The sequence below is a fragment of the Sorangium sp. So ce375 genome (assembly GCF_051473855.1).
Taxonomy (GTDB): domain Bacteria; phylum Myxococcota_A; class Polyangia; order Polyangiales; family Polyangiaceae; genus Sorangium.
In genome coordinates, this window is record NZ_CP150335.1 from 8633539 (window position 1) to 8653399 (window position 19861).

17 protein-coding genes are annotated in these 19861 nt (G+C 72.6%); 1 reads left to right on the top strand and 16 read right to left on the bottom strand.

All coding sequences use genetic code 11. From position 1 onward, the window contains the following. Positions 1 to 5: 5 nt before the first annotated feature. The 5 genes from WME90_RS32040 to WME90_RS32060 form a co-directional block, all read right to left on the bottom strand. A complete protein-coding gene (locus WME90_RS32040; protein ID WP_437275836.1) occupies positions 6 to 1775 on the bottom strand; it encodes a protein kinase domain-containing protein in 1770 nt (589 codons plus the stop codon). Positions 1776 to 1781: 6 nt separating this feature from the next. Then, positions 1782 to 2534 carry a PP2C family serine/threonine-protein phosphatase gene (locus tag WME90_RS32045; RefSeq protein ID WP_437275837.1) on the bottom strand — a complete coding sequence of 251 codons (753 nt, stop codon included), beginning with the start codon at positions 2532 to 2534 and terminating at the stop codon, positions 1782 to 1784. Further along, the gene (locus tag WME90_RS32050; protein WP_437275838.1) at positions 2531 to 3265 is read right to left on the bottom strand and encodes a vWA domain-containing protein; all 735 of its coding nucleotides are present in this window, start codon (positions 3263 to 3265) and stop codon (positions 2531 to 2533) included. Before WME90_RS32050 ends, WME90_RS32045 begins: the two co-directional genes overlap by 4 nt. A gap of 75 nt (positions 3266 to 3340) precedes the next feature. After that, on the bottom strand, positions 3341 to 3802 hold the full coding sequence (locus WME90_RS32055) for a hypothetical protein (RefSeq protein ID WP_437275839.1): 462 nt from the start codon (positions 3800 to 3802) through the stop codon (positions 3341 to 3343). Positions 3803 to 4415: 613 nt separating this feature from the next. Beyond that, positions 4416 to 4841: a response regulator transcription factor gene (locus WME90_RS32060; protein ID WP_437275840.1), complete on the bottom strand. Its 426-nt coding sequence runs from the start codon at positions 4839 to 4841 to the stop codon at positions 4416 to 4418. A gap of 271 nt (positions 4842 to 5112) precedes the next feature. On the opposite strand from WME90_RS32060, the gene WME90_RS32065 reads away from it, so the two are divergent. Further along, positions 5113 to 5733 (top strand): hypothetical protein, encoded by a 621-nt coding sequence (locus tag WME90_RS32065; protein WP_437275841.1) that lies wholly within the window; start codon positions 5113 to 5115, stop codon positions 5731 to 5733. An 87-nt stretch (positions 5734 to 5820) separates the two neighbouring features. Here the strand turns inward: WME90_RS32065 and WME90_RS32070 are convergent, their stop codons facing one another. From WME90_RS32070 to WME90_RS32120, 11 genes are all read right to left on the bottom strand, one after another. Continuing rightward, positions 5821 to 9321 carry a hypothetical protein gene (locus WME90_RS32070; protein ID WP_437275842.1) on the bottom strand — a complete coding sequence of 1167 codons (3501 nt, stop codon included), beginning with the start codon at positions 9319 to 9321 and terminating at the stop codon, positions 5821 to 5823. 49 nt (positions 9322 to 9370) lie between these two features. Then, entirely contained in the window at positions 9371 to 9997 is a 627-nt protein-coding gene (locus WME90_RS32075) for a hypothetical protein (protein WP_437275843.1), read from the bottom strand. Further along, positions 9997 to 10611 (bottom strand): DotU family type IV/VI secretion system protein, encoded by a 615-nt coding sequence (locus WME90_RS32080; RefSeq protein WP_437275844.1) that lies wholly within the window; start codon positions 10609 to 10611, stop codon positions 9997 to 9999. The genes WME90_RS32075 and WME90_RS32080 overlap by 1 nt, the downstream gene beginning before the upstream one ends. Beyond that, complete coding sequence (locus WME90_RS32085; protein WP_437275845.1) at positions 10608 to 12272, bottom strand: type VI secretion system baseplate subunit TssF; 1665 nt, start codon at positions 12270 to 12272, stop codon at positions 10608 to 10610. Before WME90_RS32085 ends, WME90_RS32080 begins: the two co-directional genes overlap by 4 nt. Before the next feature lie 10 nt (positions 12273 to 12282). Next, positions 12283 to 12861, bottom strand: a complete 579-nt coding sequence (locus WME90_RS32090) for a hypothetical protein (RefSeq protein WP_437275846.1) — start codon at positions 12859 to 12861, stop codon at positions 12283 to 12285. 5 nt (positions 12862 to 12866) lie between these two features. Beyond that, positions 12867 to 14504 (bottom strand): hypothetical protein, encoded by a 1638-nt coding sequence (locus WME90_RS32095; RefSeq protein ID WP_437275847.1) that lies wholly within the window; start codon positions 14502 to 14504, stop codon positions 12867 to 12869. Between the two features lie 22 nt (positions 14505 to 14526). After that, positions 14527 to 14892: a GPW/gp25 family protein gene (locus WME90_RS32100; RefSeq protein WP_437275848.1), complete on the bottom strand. Its 366-nt coding sequence runs from the start codon at positions 14890 to 14892 to the stop codon at positions 14527 to 14529. 33 nt (positions 14893 to 14925) lie between these two features. Beyond that, positions 14926 to 16215, bottom strand: a complete 1290-nt coding sequence (gene tssK, locus WME90_RS32105) for a type VI secretion system baseplate subunit TssK (protein ID WP_437275849.1) — start codon at positions 16213 to 16215, stop codon at positions 14926 to 14928. A 19-nt stretch (positions 16216 to 16234) separates the two neighbouring features. Next, entirely contained in the window at positions 16235 to 16804 is a 570-nt protein-coding gene (locus WME90_RS32110) for a hypothetical protein (protein ID WP_437275850.1), read from the bottom strand. Positions 16805 to 16855: 51 nt separating this feature from the next. Further along, entirely contained in the window at positions 16856 to 18460 is a 1605-nt protein-coding gene (tssC, locus tag WME90_RS32115) for a type VI secretion system contractile sheath large subunit (protein ID WP_437275851.1), read from the bottom strand. Positions 18461 to 18540: 80 nt separating this feature from the next. After that, positions 18541 to 19755, bottom strand: a complete 1215-nt coding sequence (locus WME90_RS32120; protein WP_437275852.1) for a type VI secretion system contractile sheath small subunit — start codon at positions 19753 to 19755, stop codon at positions 18541 to 18543. Between the last annotated feature and the right edge of the window lie 106 nt (positions 19756 to 19861).

The window sequence follows — 19861 nt, forward strand, 5'->3', positions numbered from 1 at the left end:
GCCGATCAGCGAGGCGCCTCCGGGACCAGATACGGCGTGGCCACCCAGCCGACGCGGCCGCTCTCGACCACCTCGACCTCGGACCACGCCAGCTTCTCGGCAATCTGCGTGCGACCGGTGAGGCGGAGGGCCGTGCCGTCAGGCAGCGGGAGCCTGTCGCTCCCCGTGGACGGGACTGCGCGCAGGAAGACGCCGGCGCCCCCCGTGTTGCCGATGGACGCGCGCTGCGCGAGCACGGCGCAGGGCTGGGGGCGCGGCCCCGCGGTCGCGCCCTGGGTCGCGAGCAACCTCGAGGTGGCCAGCACGCCTGCAGCGCAGGCGCCGGCCGCAGCGACCGAAGCGACCGAGGTGAAGATCCTCCTGCGCCGAGCCCCAACCTCGGTCGGTCGCCCGCCCCCAACCTCGGTCGGTCGAACGGCCCCAACCCCGGTCGGGCTCCCCGCCCCAACCCCGGTCGGCGCCCCTGCCCCAACCACGGTCGGTCGCACGGCCCCAACCCCAGTCGGCCCCCCTGCCCCAACCCCGGTGGCCCGCCCGGCCGCTTCCTCGATCACCCGCGCTACCGCGGCCCGGCCAAGGCCCAGCGCCGCCCCCGCCCGGTCGAGCCACGCCCGCTCCGCCGCGCTCAGCGCGCCGTCCCGGAGGCGCCCTCGCGCGTGCTGCCCGAGCCAGCGGATCCGCTCGGCCTCGGGCGCCGCCGCCGGATCGCGAACCCGCGCGATCGCGCGCTGGTAGCCCTGCCCCGCCGGGAACAGATCGATCCCGGTACGCTCCCGGCGCTCACACCACGGGCAGCGCGGGAGCCTCTTGTCATGGAGATGCGCCGCGCTCCGCCCGCACCGGACCATCTCCCGCTGCGCCCGCACAAGCGCGGCCCGCCACGCCGCCGCGCCAGGGCGCTCGGCCGGCGCGCCGTGGCCAGGCCCGAAGCAGCGGATGAACAGCGCCTGCAGCTCCGGATGGAGCGTCGCGAACGGCATCGCCCCCGCCGCAGGGCGCACCCCCGTCACGCCGGGCACCAGGGGACAGAGGCCCAGCCGGATCCGGGCCGGGATGCGCTCGGCGCCGCGGGCGCCGCCCGGCGCGAGCTCACCCTCGAACGGGTGCGCCCCGCCGAGCAGGAGCTGGTGGATCAGCACGGAGAGGGCGAAGGCGTCCGACGCAGGGGTGCGCTCCGCGCGGCCGGAACCGGCGCCGCAGAGCTCCGGCGCCGTGTACTCCGGCGTGAGCACCTGGCACCCGTGGAGCTCCCCCGCCTCGGGATCGCGGATCTGGAACGAGTCGGCGTCCACGAGGGCGACGCGCCCGGAGAGCGGGGAGACGAGGACGTTCTGCGGCTTCAGGTCGCCGACGCAATGGCCGGCGCGGTGGACGCCCTCGACGAGGCGCGCGAGCCTGGCCGCGAGCCGGCAGAGGTCCCGCTGGGTGAGCCAGCCGGCGATCTGCATGCGCTCGTCGGGCACGAGGCAGCGGTGGAGCTCCATCATGCCGCGCTGCATGGGCATGAGGAACCCCGCGAACACCGCGGGCCCCTCGGCCTGGATCAGCGGCGCGACAGGCCAGGCGAGCGCGCGGCGGAGGAGCCACGAGGGCCGGCGCTCCAGCATCACGCGCAGCTTGCGCTCGCGCTCTCCGGCCCGGTCAGACCGGTAGATCTTGGCGCACAGCGCCCGGCGCCCGCGGACGGCGAAGACAGAGCCCTCGCCGCCCGCGCCGAGCTCCTCGCCGAGCTCGACGACCCTCCCCGCGGGATCCCGGTACGCCCTCGCGCCCATGCGCCCTCACGGCGAGGCGCGCAGCAGCGCGACGGCGAGGGTCTTGTCGTCCCCCGAGCTCCGCCGCAGCGGCTCGGCGTCGAGCAGCCGCGCGACCTCGCCCGAGGCGGCGCCGGCGTCGGTGACCTCTGCCGCGAAGTCGAGCAGCGGGGCGCAGAACGGCGCGTACGGCGCGAGGGCGCGGCCGCGCACGAGCGCGGCGCCCTCGCAGCCGTCGGTGAAGGCGCAGAGCGCGTCGACGCCCTCGTGGACCCCCACGCGCAGCCGCGCCTCCCACGACGGCGACGAGACGAACCAGGTCTCGTTCGCGTACTCGCCGCGATCGGGCGCGCTCAGCACCACGAGCTCCCCGCCGCGGCGGCGCCCGACCACGGCGCCATCGCCGAGGTGCGCGACGGCCACGGCGTCGCCCCACGCGGCGACGGCGACCAGCGTGCAGGCCAGATCCGCGGGCGCGAGGGCGCGTGCGTCGGCCTCGCGGAGCAGCGCCTGCCGGCCGGCCGCGCAGGCGGCGCGCACCGCGTCGCCGAGGGCCTGCGGGCTCTCCGGCGCGAGCTCGCGCAGCGCCTCCACGACCGCGGCCGCGACCGCGGCGGCGCCGATCTCCGGGTGCGCGGCGGATCCGGCGCCGTCGCACAGGCACAGGCCGACCCGGCGCTCGCCGGCCGGGCCCCACGCCCAGACGTCCTGGCAGGGCGAGCCCTCCTGCTCGTGCTGCGGCCCGCGCACCGACGCGCCGAACACGAGCCACCCCGTCACGACGGCAGCGCCCCCCACCCGCGCGGGCCGGTGGGATCCTCGAGCGGGACCTCCTCGCCGGGCCGCGAGCGGCTCCGCGCCTGGAGGCTCCGGCTGAGCCACTGAAACATGGTGTCCCACTGCGCCTCCTTGAGCCGGAGCGGCGCGCGATCGGGGGAGAGCTCCTTGAGGCGGCCGAAATTGGCGGTCTTCGTGCCGACCGCGAGGAGGACGAGCCTCCTGTCGCGCTCGGCCTCGCGGACGCGGCGGACGGCCGCCGGCCATCGGGCGGTGTCGGTGGGCTCGCCGTCCGTGAGGAGGAAGACCAGCGGGCGATAGTAATCGAGGCCGCTCTCGCGGTAAGCGCGCTTCTTGGCCTCCAGGAGATCGAGGGCCTGCTCGATCGCGGCGGCCATGGGCGTATCGCCGGCCGCGGCGAGCGCGGGGGGCTCGAAGACGGCGGCCTCGCCGAAATCGCCGTGGACCGCGACCTGACCGCCGAAGGTCACGACCGCCAGCTCGACGCGGTTCCTGGCGACGGTGTCCCGCGCGAGCGCGGCGCGGAGGCCGTCGAGGCCGGCGGCGAGGTCGGGGAGGTCGGCGGTCATCGAGCCGGAGGTGTCGACGAGCAGGACCAGCGGCTGGCGGGGCTCGCGGTTGTTGTCGTTGACCCGGACTCGATCAACCAGGGAGGGGGCGACCTGGGACGGCGGCATGCCGGAATGGAAGTGCAGGCGGCGGCAGAGGGACAAGAAAGCGGCGGGCTCCTGGGGGAGGCGCCTCGGCGCTCGCGGTGCGGGGCGCTCTTGCTCCGTATGCCCGACCGCCTACCGCCGCTCGCTCCGCTGCCGGCACAGCGCCGCCGCGCCCTTCGGCGCGCTGTCGCTCGTCCAGCACATCTGGCTGCGGTCCAGCCGGATCTCCACCTCCTCCGGCACCTCCTCCGGCAGGAGCAGGCGCCACGCCTCGTCCTCCGGCTGCTTGAACAGCGCGTAGATCGCCACCCGCCCCTTCTGCGGGACCGGCATCGTGAGCACCTGCTTCACCCCCGGGAGCACCGCCACCGCGCTCAGGACCGAGTCGTCCGGCGCCATCGCCTTGCCCGCCACGTCGTCGTACGACTCCGTCGAGAAGGCCTTGCCGTCGATCGAGCGGGCGAGCACGTAACACGAGCGGGCGTCGTTCATCTCGGCCGCGGGGGTGAGGGTGAGGCGGAGCTCCCTGGTCGAGCCGCCGCAACCCGGGAGCGCGAGCGCCGCCCCGAGGATCGTCAGATACGCGACGCGCATGGGATAGTCATCTTCCCGCGCCGGGGGCGACGCGGGCAAATAGGGCGCCATCTGGCGATGGTGCGTGCCGTTCCACCGCCCGGGCGGTGCGCCCTGTCTGCCGCCGCGGCGGCGAGGCGACGCGGTGTTTCTTGGTCTCGACTGGCGCCTCTTCTATGCTCGCCCCGACCTCGGCGCGTCTCCGCGGCGACCCCAGCCCCATGCCCCCGCACGACCACCGCCGCGCCCCCCGCCCCGCTCACCCGGCCACGATCGCGCAGCCCAGGGTGCGGCCGGCAGCGGTGCAGCGCATGGACGCCGTGAAAACCACCGAGACGACCTCGGGCAACAGCACGGCCTCGAGGGCGCGCCCCCCTTGCTCGCGCTCGTGACCGGCGTGAGTAGCACGGAGCTATCGAGGTATCTTTTGAGCTTCTCGCGCTCGAGGATCTGTGGACCCTGGCCGCGGTCTGCTCGGCCACGCGAGGCCCAGCCGAAGGCGAGATCCTCAGGAGGCTCGATCCAGGCGCCCGCCACATCGAGCTCGGCGCCGGCAACATGGCCTCGGCCTTCACGTTCGGCCTGACGGAGACCCTCACGGCGTTCACCGAGTACGACAGCTTCGATAACCTCGTCAAAAAAAATACCGGTTCGAGCTCCTCGACAACATCGAGATTGAAGACGAAGAGGGGTTCAAGCGGAACAAGAACGTCATCAGGTATGGCATCGACGCCACCAAGGTGGGCCGATTCCCCCACCGCCGCAGCGCGAGCGGGCAAATCGAGCTTGGTGAGAGGTTCTGGACATGGCGCTTGACGGTGAACTCACTCACCCCGAGCTCGCGCGGGACGCCGCGGTTGCTGAGGCCGCGCGCCACGAGGCGCAGCACCTCGACCTCGCGCCAGCTGAGCCGGCGGCCTTCTAGGTCACCCCCCTGGGCCTGCACCCAATAAGGTCGCCAACCCGAGAGGGTTCCTCCACGGCCGCCGCTCGCCACCCCGGCGGATTCCTCCCCCGGCCGTAACCGGCCCCCCGGGTCGTTGTCCAGAGTGCGTGCCACGCGCTACCGTGCCGTGCGCAATCCCTATCGCAGAACCGGCTCTCAGCACCGATCGCGCTCAGCTCAGGAGGACCTCACGATGAAGGCTCCACGCATCCTCCCTCCCCACCCGGCGACCGTCCTGCAACGACACACGCGGCCTGGACCACCGGCGCGCCCTCCGCACCAGGCGACCATGCACCCCCACAGGGGAGCGCAGCCGCAGGCCCGACCCGGCGACGAGGGCATCCCGTCGCTTCACGGCAGGGGAACGGAGAGGACCGCGCAGCCGATGGAAATCACGAGGTTGGTGAACGCGACCGACGATGCCACGTTTCAAAATCCGTTCGACAACCTGCCCGACCCGGCCACGGCGCAGCGTGAGCTCATCCGGATCATCTTCGCGTGGTTCCACCAGCTCGATCATCAGAGGATCGTGACGATCTACGAGCTCAATGGCGGCTGGGAGGGCTGGGCCCAGGTCGAGCTTGCGCTGTCCGTCGACGTTCTCCTACACCGGAAGTTAGGCAAGCACCTCGTCGAGCGAGAACCGCAGGGGAAGTACATCGGGCTCCAGCGCGCGGATCTGCTCATCCGCTCGAATGAGGCGTACCGCGGTCTATTGCCCTTCGTGATCGAGCTCAAATGCGAGTCCTACAAGCAGAGGGACAATTTCAATAGAAACGTTTTCGGGGACATCGGCAAGCTGAGTGAAATCAACCGCAATACCCTGAAGGCAATTCCCATTCTGATCGTGATCTCGATCACGATGGAAAACACGGACTACATACGCAATTTGTTTTCGAAATACCCGAACTTAAACGGCATCAGCTCGCAGAGCACCGTCACTCAGTTCATCACGACAACGCCGGCAACTGTGTCGCCCGCCATCCACATCGCCATCTACCAATAATCGGACCGGGGAGCGGCCGCGCACGCCTTGGGCGCGTACCCGGGTCGACAACGAGGGCCACCTCTCGCGGCGAAACGCACCCGCCCGTCAGTCCCCCGCCGCCACCAGGCTCACGCACCGCCGCCCGCGGTTCCCCGGCGGCACCACGAGCGCCCACGGGTCAGGCTGCATGTCGAACGAGACCGGCGGATCGAACGGCCAGGTCACGACCCCCTCCGATCCCCCGGCGGCGCGGCAGAGCAGCCGGTAGAACCGCCACGCGGAGCCGCTCACCTCGATGGTCTGCGCCCGCGGCTCGCTGGCCTTGACCAGGGTCTGCTCCATCCCTGCACCGGCGGAGCTGGAGGTCCACCACGTCACCGGCAGCGGGCGCCACGCCGGCACCTGATTGAAGCCGTACACCGTCGTCTCGCCCGAGCGCAGGAACGATCGCGTCACGCCGATCTCGGCCCCGTACTGCACCTCCGGCAGCATCTGCGGCCGCACCTGGAGCGCGATCGCCTTGGGCTTCCCGCCGTCATCCCACAGCGCCGCGGAGAGCTTGTCCGCCCACGCCGAAAGCCCCACCGCCTCGCCCGGCACCTTCACCGCGCGCGACCCCGCCGGCGCCTTCGGCGTACACCCGGCGGCCTTCGCGCTCCGACACACCGGCCCCAGGATCAGATCCACCCCCGACCGGAACGTCCCCTTCGGGCCCACCGTCGCCAGCAGATCGTCCGGCGACACCTCCGTCTCACCTCGCGGATCCAGCGGGAAGCGAGCGAGCAGCGGCGCCACCTGCGGCCGCATCTGCTCCCGCCACGCCGAGTCGATCGTCCGCTCCACCCGCTGGAGCGCCATCTCGTAGGCCAGCTCCACCGGGATCAGGAACGGCTCGCGCTGCGCCTTCTCGTGGATGCGCGCCCCGTCCAGCCACGCGGTCACCTGCTGCAGCGGCGCCGGCTTGTCGAGGTCGAGGATCGCGAGCCCGAGCTTCCCGATCGGCGGCAGCCGATCCGCGAGCGGCGCGTCCGCCGCGCCAGGCGCCGCCGGCGCGCCGTCGTCGAGCGAGGGCAGCATCGGCGAGATCACCGCGTAGTACTGGTCGAGCGCCGGGTACTTCCCCTTCTCGCCCGTCATCACCTCGACGATCGGTCGAAACGCGGCGAGCGCGTCCGCGAGCACCTGGAGGTAGGTGTTGCCCTCGGGCTCCACGCGCGCGTTCTCCGCCACCGTCACCCAGAAGTCCGTGAACCAGGACGCAGGGCCGACCATGGCCTCCAGATCGGCGCGGAGACCCGCGGCGGAGCTCACGTCGAGGTGGAAGCTCGAGACGTACGCCCACAGCGCCGCCCGGTGCTCGGACGCGTGGCGCGCGATCCCCTCGGCGACGAGCCGGGTGAACGCGGCGCGGTCGTCGCGGGGCACGCGCGCGGCGTCGAGCGCGGCGTCGAAGGCGAGCAGCGGCGGCTTGATCTCGGCGTCCACGGCCCGCGCCGTGAACGTGCCCGGCAGGCTCCGGGTCGGCCCGCGCAGGCGCGTGTCACCCAGGCCGACCGCGGGGTAATCCGAGGCCCGAGCGAAGAAGAGCGACCGCCCCGCGGCCGCCACGTCGTCGATGAACGCCCGCACGTACAGGCCCGACCGGCTCGATCGGAGCAGATCCGAGAAGGCCCCGGTCTGGTAGGTGCGCGTGGCCTCGCCGTCGACGACGAGCGCGATGGCGGCGTCCTTCGCGCCGGCGTTGCCCCCGGCGACCGCGAGGTCCTTCAGCGCGTCGCGGAGGCCCTTGCCCTTCGCCGAGGGCACGGCGAGGCTCCCCTGCTTCACCATCGCCAGGAGCCCCTCCAGCCCCTCGCGGTTCTCACTCACCCACCGCGGCGCCTGCTGCCGGGTCGCCCCCGACCCGAGCAGCGCGTCCACCTCCTCGTCGCCGCGCACGGCCCGGAGGTCCTGGATCACGGCGTCCAGCCCGCCCACCTCGATCGCGCCGCCGATCGACTCGGACAGCTCGGCTCCGCGCTTCTGGAGCGCGTCGAGCGCGTCCTGGGTGATGGTCTCCCGCCGCAGCGCCTCGTCGAGCGCGTCGAGCCAGCCGTCCCAGTCCGCCATCGAGACATCGGCCTCGCCGCCCGGCCGCGGCTCCACGGTGCCGGACCAGGAGCGGTCGCTTCGCTCGATGTAGTCGAGCGCGATCCGCGACGGGATCTCGAGCGCCGCCGCCCACGCGTCGGGCGCGCCCCGGATGCGCTCGCCGAGCGCGTTGTCCCTGGAGGCGTAGAGCAGCGAGAGGGCGTAGATGCGCCGGACGCGCTCGCCGCCGCGCGCGCGGGGCAGGAGGTAGAGCTCGCGGAGGTTCGTCAGGAAGCGCTCGACCTGGTCCCGCTTTTCTGACGAGAACGCGACGCGCAGCGGGGGCCAGAGCGGGCGGAGCGCGGAAGAGAGCGCGTCGGCCGCGGCGGCCTCGGCCTCACGGGCCTTCGCGTTCGCGGGCCAGCTCCTCGGCGGCGCGCGCCGCGCGTCCTCCACGGCCCCCGCCAGCCGATCCACCGCGTCGCCCGCGCGCCCGAGCTCGCGCGCGTGCCAGGCGTAGGCGCCGAGGAGCAGCGCCGCCCCGGCGATCGCGGCGAAGATCGCGGTCCGCGACCGACGGCGGTCGAGCGCGAGCGCGTCCCGGTCGACCAGCGCGCCGTCGAACGAGAGCGGATCGCCGAGGATCGAGGCGCCGACGTCGCCCTCCGCCGGCAGCCCCGCGAGCACGATGCCCTGGAGCGACGGGGCCGCGGCGCCGCGGCCGCCGAGCAGCGCCTCGAGGAACGGCGCGAGCGCGCCGAGGAGATTGGGGCCGCACACGTTGAGGAACCGCGTCGCCCGGCCGAGCGCCTCGGGGGACAGCACCGCGAGCGCCGGGGAGAGGTAGGTCCCGAGCGGGGCGATCGCGGCGGAGAGCTCGGACGCGCTGCGCCCGGCGGGGATCAGCTCCGCGGTGTGGCCGGCGTCGCGGGCGATCGGCGCGAGCTCGCGGAAGCCCACAACCGCCTCGTCGAGGCGGGTCAGGCACACGCGCACGCTCGGCGGCGTGCCGCGCAGCGCGGTGAGCAGGTCGATCTTCTCGCGCGCGAGCGCGCCCAGGCGCCGCAACCCGCCCGGCGACCACGAGGGCGCGCGCGGGTCGAGCACGACCACCACGAGCGGCACCTCCAGCGCGAGCGGCTCCCAGAGCTCGCGCAGGGCGTCCCGGGCCTCGGCGCGCGTGTCCTCGAGGAGATCGCCGGAGATCTCCTGGACGAGCACCTGCCGGCCGGCGAAGAGGGTGAGCCGCGCGTCCTCGGGGGCGTCCGGCGCCGCCAGCGCCGGGGTGCCGCCCTGCTCGAGGGCGGCGACGGCGAGCCGAGACTTGCCCGCGAGCCGCTCGCCGAGCACCACGACGATCGGATCGCGCCGGGCGCTCGCCGGCAGCCCGTCCAGGAAGTGCGACCACGACGCGCCGAGCGGGGGCGTCGAGGGCACCTTCGGCGCGCGGCGGCGCTGCCGGACGAGCAGGATGACGGCGAGCACCACCAGCGCGACCCCGACCACCGCGAGCGCGACGATCATCCAGAGGCTCACGGGGGCCAGCTCCCCTCGCGGCCCGGCGGTGCCGCGCTCGCCGCTCGCATCAGCCCTCCCTGGGGGGCGGGGTCCGCGCCGCGAGGAGGAGCGCCTCGAGGAGGTCCTCCGCCTGCTCGAAGGCCAGGAGGAGCGCCGCGGGATCGCGCTCCGCCTCGGGCACGCCCAGGGCCGCGCGGATGGGATCCAGCGCCGCGCGCGCGACCGGCACGACCGCCGGCGGCGCCGCCGCGGCGATCGCCGCGTCGAGCTCGGCGAGGAGCGCGACGGGATCCCGGGGCGCGGCCTCACCCTTCGGATCCCGGGGCGCGGCCTCACCCTTCGGATCCCGCAGCGCAGCCTCACCCTTCGGATCCCGCAGCGCAGCCTCACCCTTCGGATCCCGCAGTGCGGCCTCGCCCTTCGGATCCCGGGGCGCGGCCTCACCCTCCGGGACGCAGCCCTTCGGGTCGACCGGATGCACGGGCGGCGGCGCGGCCTCACCCTCCGGGACGCAGCCCTTCGGGTCGACCGGATGCGCAGGCGGCGCGGCGGGCGGCTCGCGCGGAGCCCGGTCCACCGGCCACGGCGCGCGCGGCCGCGCGGCCGGCTGCGGCGCCGTCTCGCGCCAGCGCTCGAGCAGCGGCGACGTGGGGGAACTGCGCTCGGGATCGGCCGCCATAGCGGCCAACTGCATCACATCCCGCGGGTGATGGCCAACAGGACGACCTGCAGCGCGAGGAGGGCGACGACCGCGGCCACCGTGTACTGCCAGCGCGGCCGCGCCTTCCGCGACGCGGCCTTCTCCGGCTCCGCCGCGAGGGGCGCGGCCGCTGGGAGCCTCGAGGCGAGGCGCTCTTTCCATCGCGGGATCTGGGCCGGATCGTCGACGAGGCGCCCCTGGAAGCCGGCCTTGAGGCAGTACAGGTAGGCGCCCGTCACGAGCGCCGGCGGCGCGGCCTGGCGCAGCAGGGCCGCCGCCTGCTCGTAGAACATGTCGCCGCCGTCGCCCGCAGGGAACAGGTCGCGCTGGAGCGCCGGCCACTCGGGCGGATCCTCGGCGTCGATCCGGCCGAGCCGGCCCTCGACCCGCTCGTCGAACAGGAGCACCAGCGGCACCAGGGCGGAGACGGCGTCGTCCTCGCTCGCCGGGGGAGAGATCGCCGCGAGCAGCTCGTCGAGCCGGCGGCGCAAGCGCGCCCTGAGCGCCGCGACGTCGAGCCGCGACGCCCGCTCCCCGAACTCCGCGGCGATGATGCGCTCGCCGTCCTCGTGGGCCGCGACGATCTCCGCCCAGATCCGGGGGGTCACGGCCGCCCCCCGCCGGCGGGGAGCGCCCGCCGGGGCGCGTCGGCGCGCGCGTCGACCTCGACGTCCACCGGATCCTCGGTCCACGCGTCAAGCAGCTCGACCACCTGCACCGCGAGCCGCCGCAGGAGCGGCGCGTCTTCCGGGCTGCGCCGCCGCAGCGCGAGGCGGTAGACCCGCCGGATGCCGGCCGCGCGCCGCGCCGGATCGGGCGCCTCGGCGACCTCGAGCGCGTCGACGAGCGCGTGCGCGCCCCGGTAAGGCCCGTCGGCGCCCGTGCCGAGGATCTCCAGCATGCCCACCAGGTCGCGCTGCGAGAGCGCCGGCCGCATCCGCAGCGAGAGCACGTCGAGGCAGCGGGCGGGATCGCGCGCGAGCGGGCTCTCCTCGGGGCGGCGCAGCGCCCCGAGCGCGCGGAAGGAGACCGCCGGCAGGTGCCGCGTCTGCGGCACGATCGCGAGCCGGCCCACCGCCGAGGACCAGAGGGCGGGCTGAGACCAGCGCGCGTCCACCTGGACCTTCGCGGGCTTCTCGAACGCGCCGGCGATCTGCAGGCGGAGCCGCGGCGGGCCGCCCTCCTCGTCCTCCTCGAGCTCGTACGTGTCCCCGCTCTGTCCACCGCCGGGGCTGCGCCCGGCCCCCTGGGCGAGCGCGGCGGGGAGGATCGGCGAGCGCCCCCGGTCGTCGCTCCGGTAAACCCCGCGCACGCCCGTGAGCTCGACGGCCTCGAGGACGGCGCTCGGGCTCTGGACCGGGTAGCCGTCCCGGGTGCCGTCGCAGAGGATGGGCGCGGAGAGATCGGTCCAGGCGTTCACGGCGGGCACGACGAAGAGGTGGAACGCGTCGCGCGACACCCCGAGGTCCGCCGGGAAGGCCTCGTCGAGCTCGACGTGGATCGCGAGCGCGCTCCACGGCGAGGGCGCCGCCGGCACCGAGACGTGGACGAACAGGTCCTGCTCCGGCTGGTGGAAGAACGCGCGGATCCGCGCGAGCGCGCCCGGCTCGCCGGCCTCGTCGACGAGCCGCCGCGGCGGCTCCGCGCCGAAGGAGATCCCGCACGGCACCTCGCGCCCGCCGCCGTCGATCTCGGCGAAGGCCCGCACCACGTGCTGCTCGATCGCGTCGTGCAGCGCCAGCGAGGCGCGGTAATCGTTGAAGCGCCGCACGTAGATCGGGAGCTCCACCGCGCCCCGGATCGGCCGGAGCGCGCGCAGCCGCAGCGTGAGGCGCAGCCGGCGCCGCACCTCGGAGAGGGCCGCGCCCTCGATCTCGATCGGCAGCACCATGAGCGGCCGCGCGGTGGAGAAGAGGCCGACCTTGCCCTCCGGCGTCGAGACGCGCAGGAGCGTGCCGGCCGGCAGCCCCGCGGGCTCGAGCAGGCCGCCGTCCGGCACCGCCTGCACCATCGTCGCCGCGGGCGACACCGCGAGCAGATCGTCGAGGGTGCCCGCGGCGATGCGCCGCACCGCCGCCCGGGTGGCGGCGGCTGCGGCTGCGCGCGTCCGCGCCGAGAAGAACGCCATCGCCTCGAGGATCCGGCGGACGTCGGGGTCGTCGCGCCCGGGAAGGAGGCCCCCCTCCGCCTCGCGCCGCGCCGCGAAGGCGTCGAGCGCCTGGAGCTCCGCCAGGAACATCGCGGAGAGCTGCTCGCCGATCGCGCTCATGCTCCCTACCTCACCCCAGGTTGACCAGGTTGCCCTGCACGTTGGTCAGGCTGCCCTTCAGCGTGGCGACCCCTGTCGACTCGAGCGACATCATCCCGTCCGCCTTCACCTGGACCTGCACCCCCGACATCGCCGCCTGCGCCTGCGACAGCTCGAGCTTCCCCCCGGAGGAGAGCGTCGCGCCCGCGCTCGCGAGGGACAGCTTGCTCGTGGACGCGCCGGTCAGGCTCACCTCGGTCTGCCCCTCCGCCGAGATCTTCTGCCCGGAGACGCTCACGTTCGCGTCCGACGAGAGGGTCATGTCCTTCGCGCTCTGCACCGTGAGCGCGTCGCCGCTCTTCCACGTGGAGGCCTTGCCCGAGGAGAGGGCGATCGTCTCCTCCGCCTTCACCTCGAACTGCTTGCACGTGATGGTGATCTTGTCGGCCACCTGCTGGATGACGCTCGTCGCCTGATCACCCGCGACCTTCAGCTCGATCATCGTGCCGTCCATCTTGACGGTCTGCGTGATCTTGCCGTCGGCGTTGGCGATCGTGACGGTCAGCCCCGCGGCCTTGTCCATCTCGATGGTGCAGACAAGGGTCCCCATCGCGGCTAGCCCTGCTTCTCCTCGACCTTGAGGGTGAGCTTGCCCTCCTCGAGCTGGAGGAGGACGGTGTCCTTGTCGTTCGTGCGCAGGACGCGGAGCACGGGCTTATCGTCCTGGTAATCGTGGCGCACCGACGTGCTGTTCGTGGCCGATTTGCCGAGGAACAGGTGCTGCCCCTGCCCGTCGAGGGGGACCCGCGCGTCGGCGCGCCAGTCGAGCAGCGTCTGGACGCGCGCCCGGTTGAAATCGAGCGCGCAGAGGACCCGCTCGCCCTTGTAGAGCGGCAGGTAGAGCGTCCCCGCGCCGGAGGTCGGCTCGTAGGGCGCGGTGATCTCCTGGTCGTCGAAGAGGGGGATCTTGATCGTGTAGCGCTCGACCGAGGTGCTCGAGTCCGTCGCGAACTGGTAGGTGATGAGGGCGTCTTCGCCGACCGTGCTCACCACCTTGCCCTCCAGGTAGCCCGGGAAGCGCGGATCCACGATGGGCGGCAGCCGCTGCGCGGGCTCGGCCTTGGCCTCGAGGCGGGCCGACATCGAGACCTCGAACCCCGTCGTCGGCTCGCCGTAGCTCTGCTCCGGCCCCTCGTCGACGGCGCGTGCCTCGATCGAGAGCCGGTACACCCGCCATGGATCCGAGGCCAGGAGGAGCGCGGCGCTGTGCCCGCCGCCGGTCGCGGTGATCGACACAAGGCTCCCCGGCGCCATGGCCACGGTGGGGAAGCGGCGGAACACCACCTCGACCTCCCGCCCCGGCAGGAGCGGCCGCGACTTCTCCAGCGCCACCCGGCCGTCGACGTCCGCGGCGATCGGCGTGCGGATCAGCACGTCGCGGAACACCCCGTCGGCCGCGTTCGCGTTGTCGCAGACCTCGGTGCGCGGCGACTCCGTGTACGAGCAGCGCACGCGCGGCTTGTGCCGCGGGATCGCCGGGAAGACCGAGCTGACCCGCGCGACGTCGTCCGCGGGCAGCTCGGCGGCCGTGCCGCTCGTGTCCTTGGCCCCCTTGATCGCGTACGTCCGCGCCGCGTGGTCGAAGGTGAACACGCCCACCCGGTGCCGCACGTACCACAGCACGAGATCGTAAAAGCTGCTCCCCGAGGCCGGATCGAGGTGGAAGAAGAGCAGCGGCTCCGCGGTCGTGATCGGGTCGAAGTCGTACGTCAGCGTCGCCTTCGCCCCCTTGTGGGCCTCGATGACGTCCTTGAACGACTTGTTCGTTGTGAGCTCGCAGGGGAAGTGCTGGCGCCACAGGGCGCGCGCCGGGTCGGCGAAGCTCACCCGGTAGTACCGGGAGAGCGCGTCCGCAGACTCGCGGTCGGGCTGGTGGACCTCCTCGCGGAGCGCCCGCTCCAGCACCACGCCGCCCGTCTCCACGACGGCGTCCGAGGCCTCGGTGTCGGTCTCGAGGTGCCCCGCCTGGAGGGAGAGCGAGATCTCGGCGAGGTCCGGCTTCTGGAAATCCTCGAAGATCGCGTCGGCGTATTTCCCCTGCCGGCCGTCGTCGGCCTGCACGACGAACTCCACCCAGCCCTCCACGCCCCAGGCGTGCATCTCGAGCCCGAGGCCGCGCACGTCGCCGCCGGGGATCTCGTGCGCCGTCCCCGCCAGCGTGAGGGTGAGCGAGATCTGAAGGCGCTCCCTCACGGCCGCGCCCCTCCCCCCGGCGCTACGCCGCGGGAAACACCCGGACGCCGCGCAGGACGCTGTGGAAGAGGATCGCGAACGAGCAGGGCTGGCCCCGGCAGCGCCCGCTGAGCTGGAAGCGCACCCAGAGCGCGCGATCCCGCCCCATCAGCGTGAGCTGGGGCTCGGTGAGCCGCGGCTCGTAGCGCCTGACCTGCTCCAGCATCTCCTGGGTGAGCGCGGCGACGAACGGCTTCGCGGCGTGCGTCCCGTCGTAGCTCCCGATCCCGAAGACCTCCACGGCGCCGGCGTGCCCGCGCTTCGCGTTGAGCACCGCCTCGAGGTTCCGCGCGATGCTCTCGAGCGGCCCCTCGTCCGGATTGCCTGCGAGCTTCCCGAAGAACGACACGATCCAGCGCCTCCGCGCCCGAGTATAGAGCCATCACGGCCGCCTCCAGCAGAGGACGACCTGGTGCCCCTCGAGGTGCGGCGGCGGATGGAACGCGAGGGCGCGCTCGCGCGTCGCGTGCGCCCACTCGCCGCCCTCTTCGCCGGCCGCGCCGCCGACGACCCGGTAGAAGTCGACCGCCCCGCCGAAGCCGTGCCGGAAGGGCGCGCTCGACGTGGGCGTGAGCCGCAGGCCGCGCAGCGCGTGCTCGCGCACGATCCGCAGCCGGCTCGGGCTGGCCAGCCGCACGCCCTCGAGCGGCACCCGATCGGCCGCGCGCGCCTTGAGCACGGCCACGTAGACCTCGGGCGCCGAGAGCGCCTCGTCGGGCACCTCCGCGACGACGAGGCGGCCGTTGTCCGGGAGGAAGGCGATGGCCGGCGAGGACGGCTGCGGCGCCGCCATCCGGCGCCCCAGGTGCGCGAGCACCTCGCCGAAGCAGCGCGCCGGCGCGTCGTGGTCGTAGGCCGGCGGCCGCCACGGCGCGTCGCGCTCCTCGAGCAGGTAGATGTCGAGCGAGAACGCGCGCAGCGCAGAGAACACCGCGTAGGGGTGGAGCGGCACGCCGCGCTCGAGGTCCTCGAGCAGCGCGGCCAGCTTGCGCGCCTCGAGCCGCACGCGCTGCACCGGCCCGAGCGACTCCCCCCGGCCCAGCGCGTCGATCGCCCGCGCGTCGAGCGCGCTCTCCAGGCTCGCGAGATCGCCGCGGAGCGACGCCAGCGCGCGGGTTAAGTAAGGGGTGGTGTCGAGGCGCAGGAGGGGCGGCGCCGAGGCCTCGTCGAGGCGGAACGCGCCGCGCTGCAGGGTGAAGCGGCCGAGGGGGACGCGGCCGCGGGCGCCGGTCAAAGCGCGCTCGGTGGAGAGCTCGATGACGTGGAACGCCCGCGGGATCTCCCGCGGCGAGGGCAGCTCCATCGGCGCCTCGCCCTCATCGCCGTCGCCGCCATCGCCGCCATCGCCCGCCGAGTCGAGCACGTGGGCGAAGACCTCCACCTCGCGCCGCCCGGACTCCTTGAGATCGAGCGGCGCGCGCACCCTGGCGTTGCCCGGCACGTCGACGAGCGCGCCCTCCGGCAGCACCGCGGTGAGCCCGGTGAGCCAGAGGACGCCGTCCGTCGGATCGTCGCCGTTCCACTCCAGCCGGGCCACGCCGTAGGACGGCGCGCTGAGCCCCGCGCGCAGCGCCGCCTCGGCCGCGAGCGCCGCCTCGAGGCCGAAGAAGTGCTCGGGCAGAAGGATCTGCCCGATCCGCCACGTCGGACGAGCGAGGGTGGAGGCCGCCATGGTGCTCCCAGCGGCCGGCTCAGCCGACCGTGAGGCCCCAGGCCTTGGCGAAGTTCTTGCCGTCGCCGACCGCGACCTGGAGCGCCTGCGCCGTGGGCTGCGGCTTGATGCCCGTGGTGGCGGCGTAGTTCTCGGGCGATTGCACCTGGGTCGACGCGTCGTCCGCCACGGCCAGGTTGAGGTCGTCCCCGTTCTTCTCGAGGATGCCCTTCATGTCCGTCTGGTTGCTGTGGAAGCAGAGGAAGTACTTCTTCGCCAGCGGGTCGTAGTCATAGACGGAGAACTGGAACTCCGCGAGGACGTTGGTCATCGACGTGTAGACCAGCGTGAGGATGTTCTGCTTGTTGCTGACGGAGACCTGGCCGGAGAAATAGATCGCGTCGGTGATACCCGTGTCCCACTGGATATCCGACAGCACGGCGACGGCCTTCAGATCCGTCGTCGGGTTCGTCGGGTCCTTGCAGGTCTGGTCCGCCGTGAGATCTGTGTCGCCGAGCTTCAGCTTCGTGATGAAGCCGACCGGCGTCTGCTTGTCCTTCTTGTAATTGTATCCCTGATAGATATCGAGGATTCTACGGAACGTCGGCATGGCCGCTCATCCTTTCTCGCAATGGGGGCTCGAGCGCGTGGCCTCGCGGGCTCAGGGCCCGCCGAGGGCCGCCTCGAGGCGCAGCTCTACGTCCATCCCCTCGAACTGGACGTGCGGCAGGACCGACAACGTCGCCTTGTACCAGCCGAAGGGGCCCGGCTTCGGCTCCACCTCGACCGCCACCGCCTTGAACGGGTAATAGAGCAGCGTCAGGTCGTCGGGGTTCGTGATCGTGGTGACGTACTGGCCGAGCCAGCCCTCGAGCACCCGCTGGATGTACGGCCCGTCGGCGGTGCTCCCGATGTAATCGCGCATCATCCGCTTCACGTAGTGGGCGATGCGGGTGATCGAGAACGTGTAGGCCAGGTTCGTCACGAGGTGCGCGTTCTTTGTCTGGATGTCCTCGTCCGCGACGAAGAAGCGCGGCTTCTTGATCGACTGGGAGCTGAAGAACGTGGCTGTGGCCTCGTTCTTCTTGTGCACCAGCGGGACGAAGCCGTTCTTCGCGAACTGGAGCTCGCGGTAATCGGGGACGGCGATCTCGACCGGGGGCTGGATCTCCTCGTAGCCGTTCTTCGTGTACGTGTGGACGGTGAGCCCCTCGACGATGCCGCCGCCCTTGGGGCCGCGGATGTGCTGCGCCCAGCCGCTCTGCTCGTAGGAGCGCACCATGTTCCTCGCGAAGAGGATCGCCGCGTTCCCCCATAGGAAGTTGCTCGCGTCGTCGGTGCGACCGGGGTGGACGGTCTCGCCGAACCCGATCTGGTTGCCCTTCCGGACCGACGCGCCGTTGGCCCAGGGCCGGCGGAGCAGGTAGCGCGGCAGCGTGAGGGCGATGTAGGCGGCCGCGTCGGTGTCGCGGAGCTCCTGCCATTTGCCGAACCTGGGGTGCGCGAGCACCGCGTCGAGATCGCTTATCTGCGCGACCTCCTCCATCGTCTTGCTCGGCTGGAAGAACGTCGGGTGCACCGAGGACACGAAGGGGCAATGGCTCGCGTTCGCGACCTTGCTCATCACGCTGAGCCACTCGATGTCCTCGTCCGAGGACGTGAACTCGTAGAGGCCGATCATCGAGGCGAACGGCTTGCCGCCGTAGCGATCGTACTCCTCGATGTACACCTTCTTGAAGAGCTCTCCCCCGAAGATGTCCGACTTGTGATCGACGAGGTCGTTGTAGAGCTCGTCCTTGCTCACATCGATGAAGTCGATGGTCACGTCCTCGTCGTTCACGCTCGACGCGAGGTCGTTGAGCCCGAGCCACGCGGCCTCCAGCGCCTGGAAGTCGTCGTCGTGGTAGACGCGATCCAGGTAGGTGGAGATCTTCTTGTCGATCGTGGCCGTGAGCCGGGTGATGGTGTCGAGGATATCGCTGAAGCTCTTCAGGTCACGGTTGATGTCGGCGCTGTTCACGAGGAGCACCGCGAGCGCGTTCATGAAGCGCGAGCCCTCGTTGAGCTCCGTGCTGCGATCGTCGAAATGGAGCGGCGGGGCCACGCCGGCCGGCGCGACCGCGCCGCCGTCCCCACCGAAGGTCATCGGCCCCCCGGCGGCGGCCCCCGCAGGCGTGATCGCCGTGCTGATCACCGCCCTGGGATGATCATCCTTGTAGAGATCCCCCGGCGTCTCCCCGAGCGTCTCGAGGAGACGCTCCTGCAACTCTTTCGCTTTGTCCGTCAGAGCCATCGCTGATTCTCCCGCCTCGTCTTGCCGAGCGCTCTCATCCTAGAGTCCGGGGCTCACGAGCCGCCGGCGCCGCCACCGCCTGCCGGGGTTGCACCGCCGCCTGCCGGGGCCGCGCCACCACCGCCTGCCGGGGCCGCGCCACCACCGCCTGCCGGGGCCGCGCCACCACCGCCTGCCGGAGCCGCGCCACCACCGCCTGCCGGAGCCGCGCCACCACCGCCCGCCGGGGCCGCGCCGCCGCCCGCCGGCGCGGCGACGGCGGTCTGCTCGATCCGGAGCAGCGGGAAGCTCTCGCCCGCCCATTCCTTGAGGTCGCGGAAGCCCTGGAGCTTCGCCTCGATCGCCGCCGGAGGCTCACCGTAACCCGGGAGCATGTCCTTCAGCCGCTTGCGGAGATCGGGCCGGTTCCTGAGCCCTGATTGCAGCTCCAGAAGGAGCTTCTTGAGCACCTGCAGGCGGTACACCTCGGGGATGCTGGCGGCGACCTCGTCCGGTGAGAACGCGTCGACGGATCGGAACGGGATGGTCCGCTCCGCAAAGACAGGCTCCGGGCCCTCGACCTGGACGGTGAAGACCTTCACCTTCCGGTCCCCGGCGGCCGCGGCGGCGTCCTCATCGTCCTCGTCCGCCGGCACGACCTTCACCCGTTTGTCGTCGAGCGCGAGGCCCCGCGTCTCCAGGAGCCCGGTGACGCGCATGACTTCCTTGTTCGTCGACGGATCCTCATAGGCCCCTTCGACTGCGCCCGTCAGATCGATCTTGACGCTCTTCGCCGTCGCCGTGCGGTTGGCGATGGTCACCGTGACCGAGCCGTGGACGCGGACTTCCTCGCCGGTGATGTCGGTCATCCCGTTGTCGGTCGCCTTGCTCTCGAAGCGCGCCGACCCGGTCAGGCTGAACGCCTTTTCGCCGTCCTGCTCGAGCGCGGTCAGGGGAATGCGGACCGTCACCTTGTCGAAATGGATCTGCCCGGGGATGGCGCTCCGGAGCGGCCGGAGCGCCTCGTCGTCCTTCGGGATTCGCCACATCGGGGTGACCTCGCGGTCGCGCAGGTGATCGTTCACCGTCGTGCCGCGCTTGATCGTTCGGATGCTCCGCTTCGCCAGGTCGGGAAGCAGGCCCGCCTCGCGGAGGGATCGGCCCGCGAACTCGCCCAGGACGAGCAGTCGATAAGGCAGCTTCTCCTGCTGGACTGTCCCGGTGATGTTGGTCCGATAAGTAATCGTCAGGCGCGACTTGAAGATCTGCTCCTGGATCGGCTTGCTCAACGCCGTCCTCCTTCCTCGCTGGGGCACAGGGGCGCTCGGGTGGCGCGCTCTGCACACGGCGCTGCCCCCGGACGACACATAGGCTCACACACTCATCGCTCGCGGA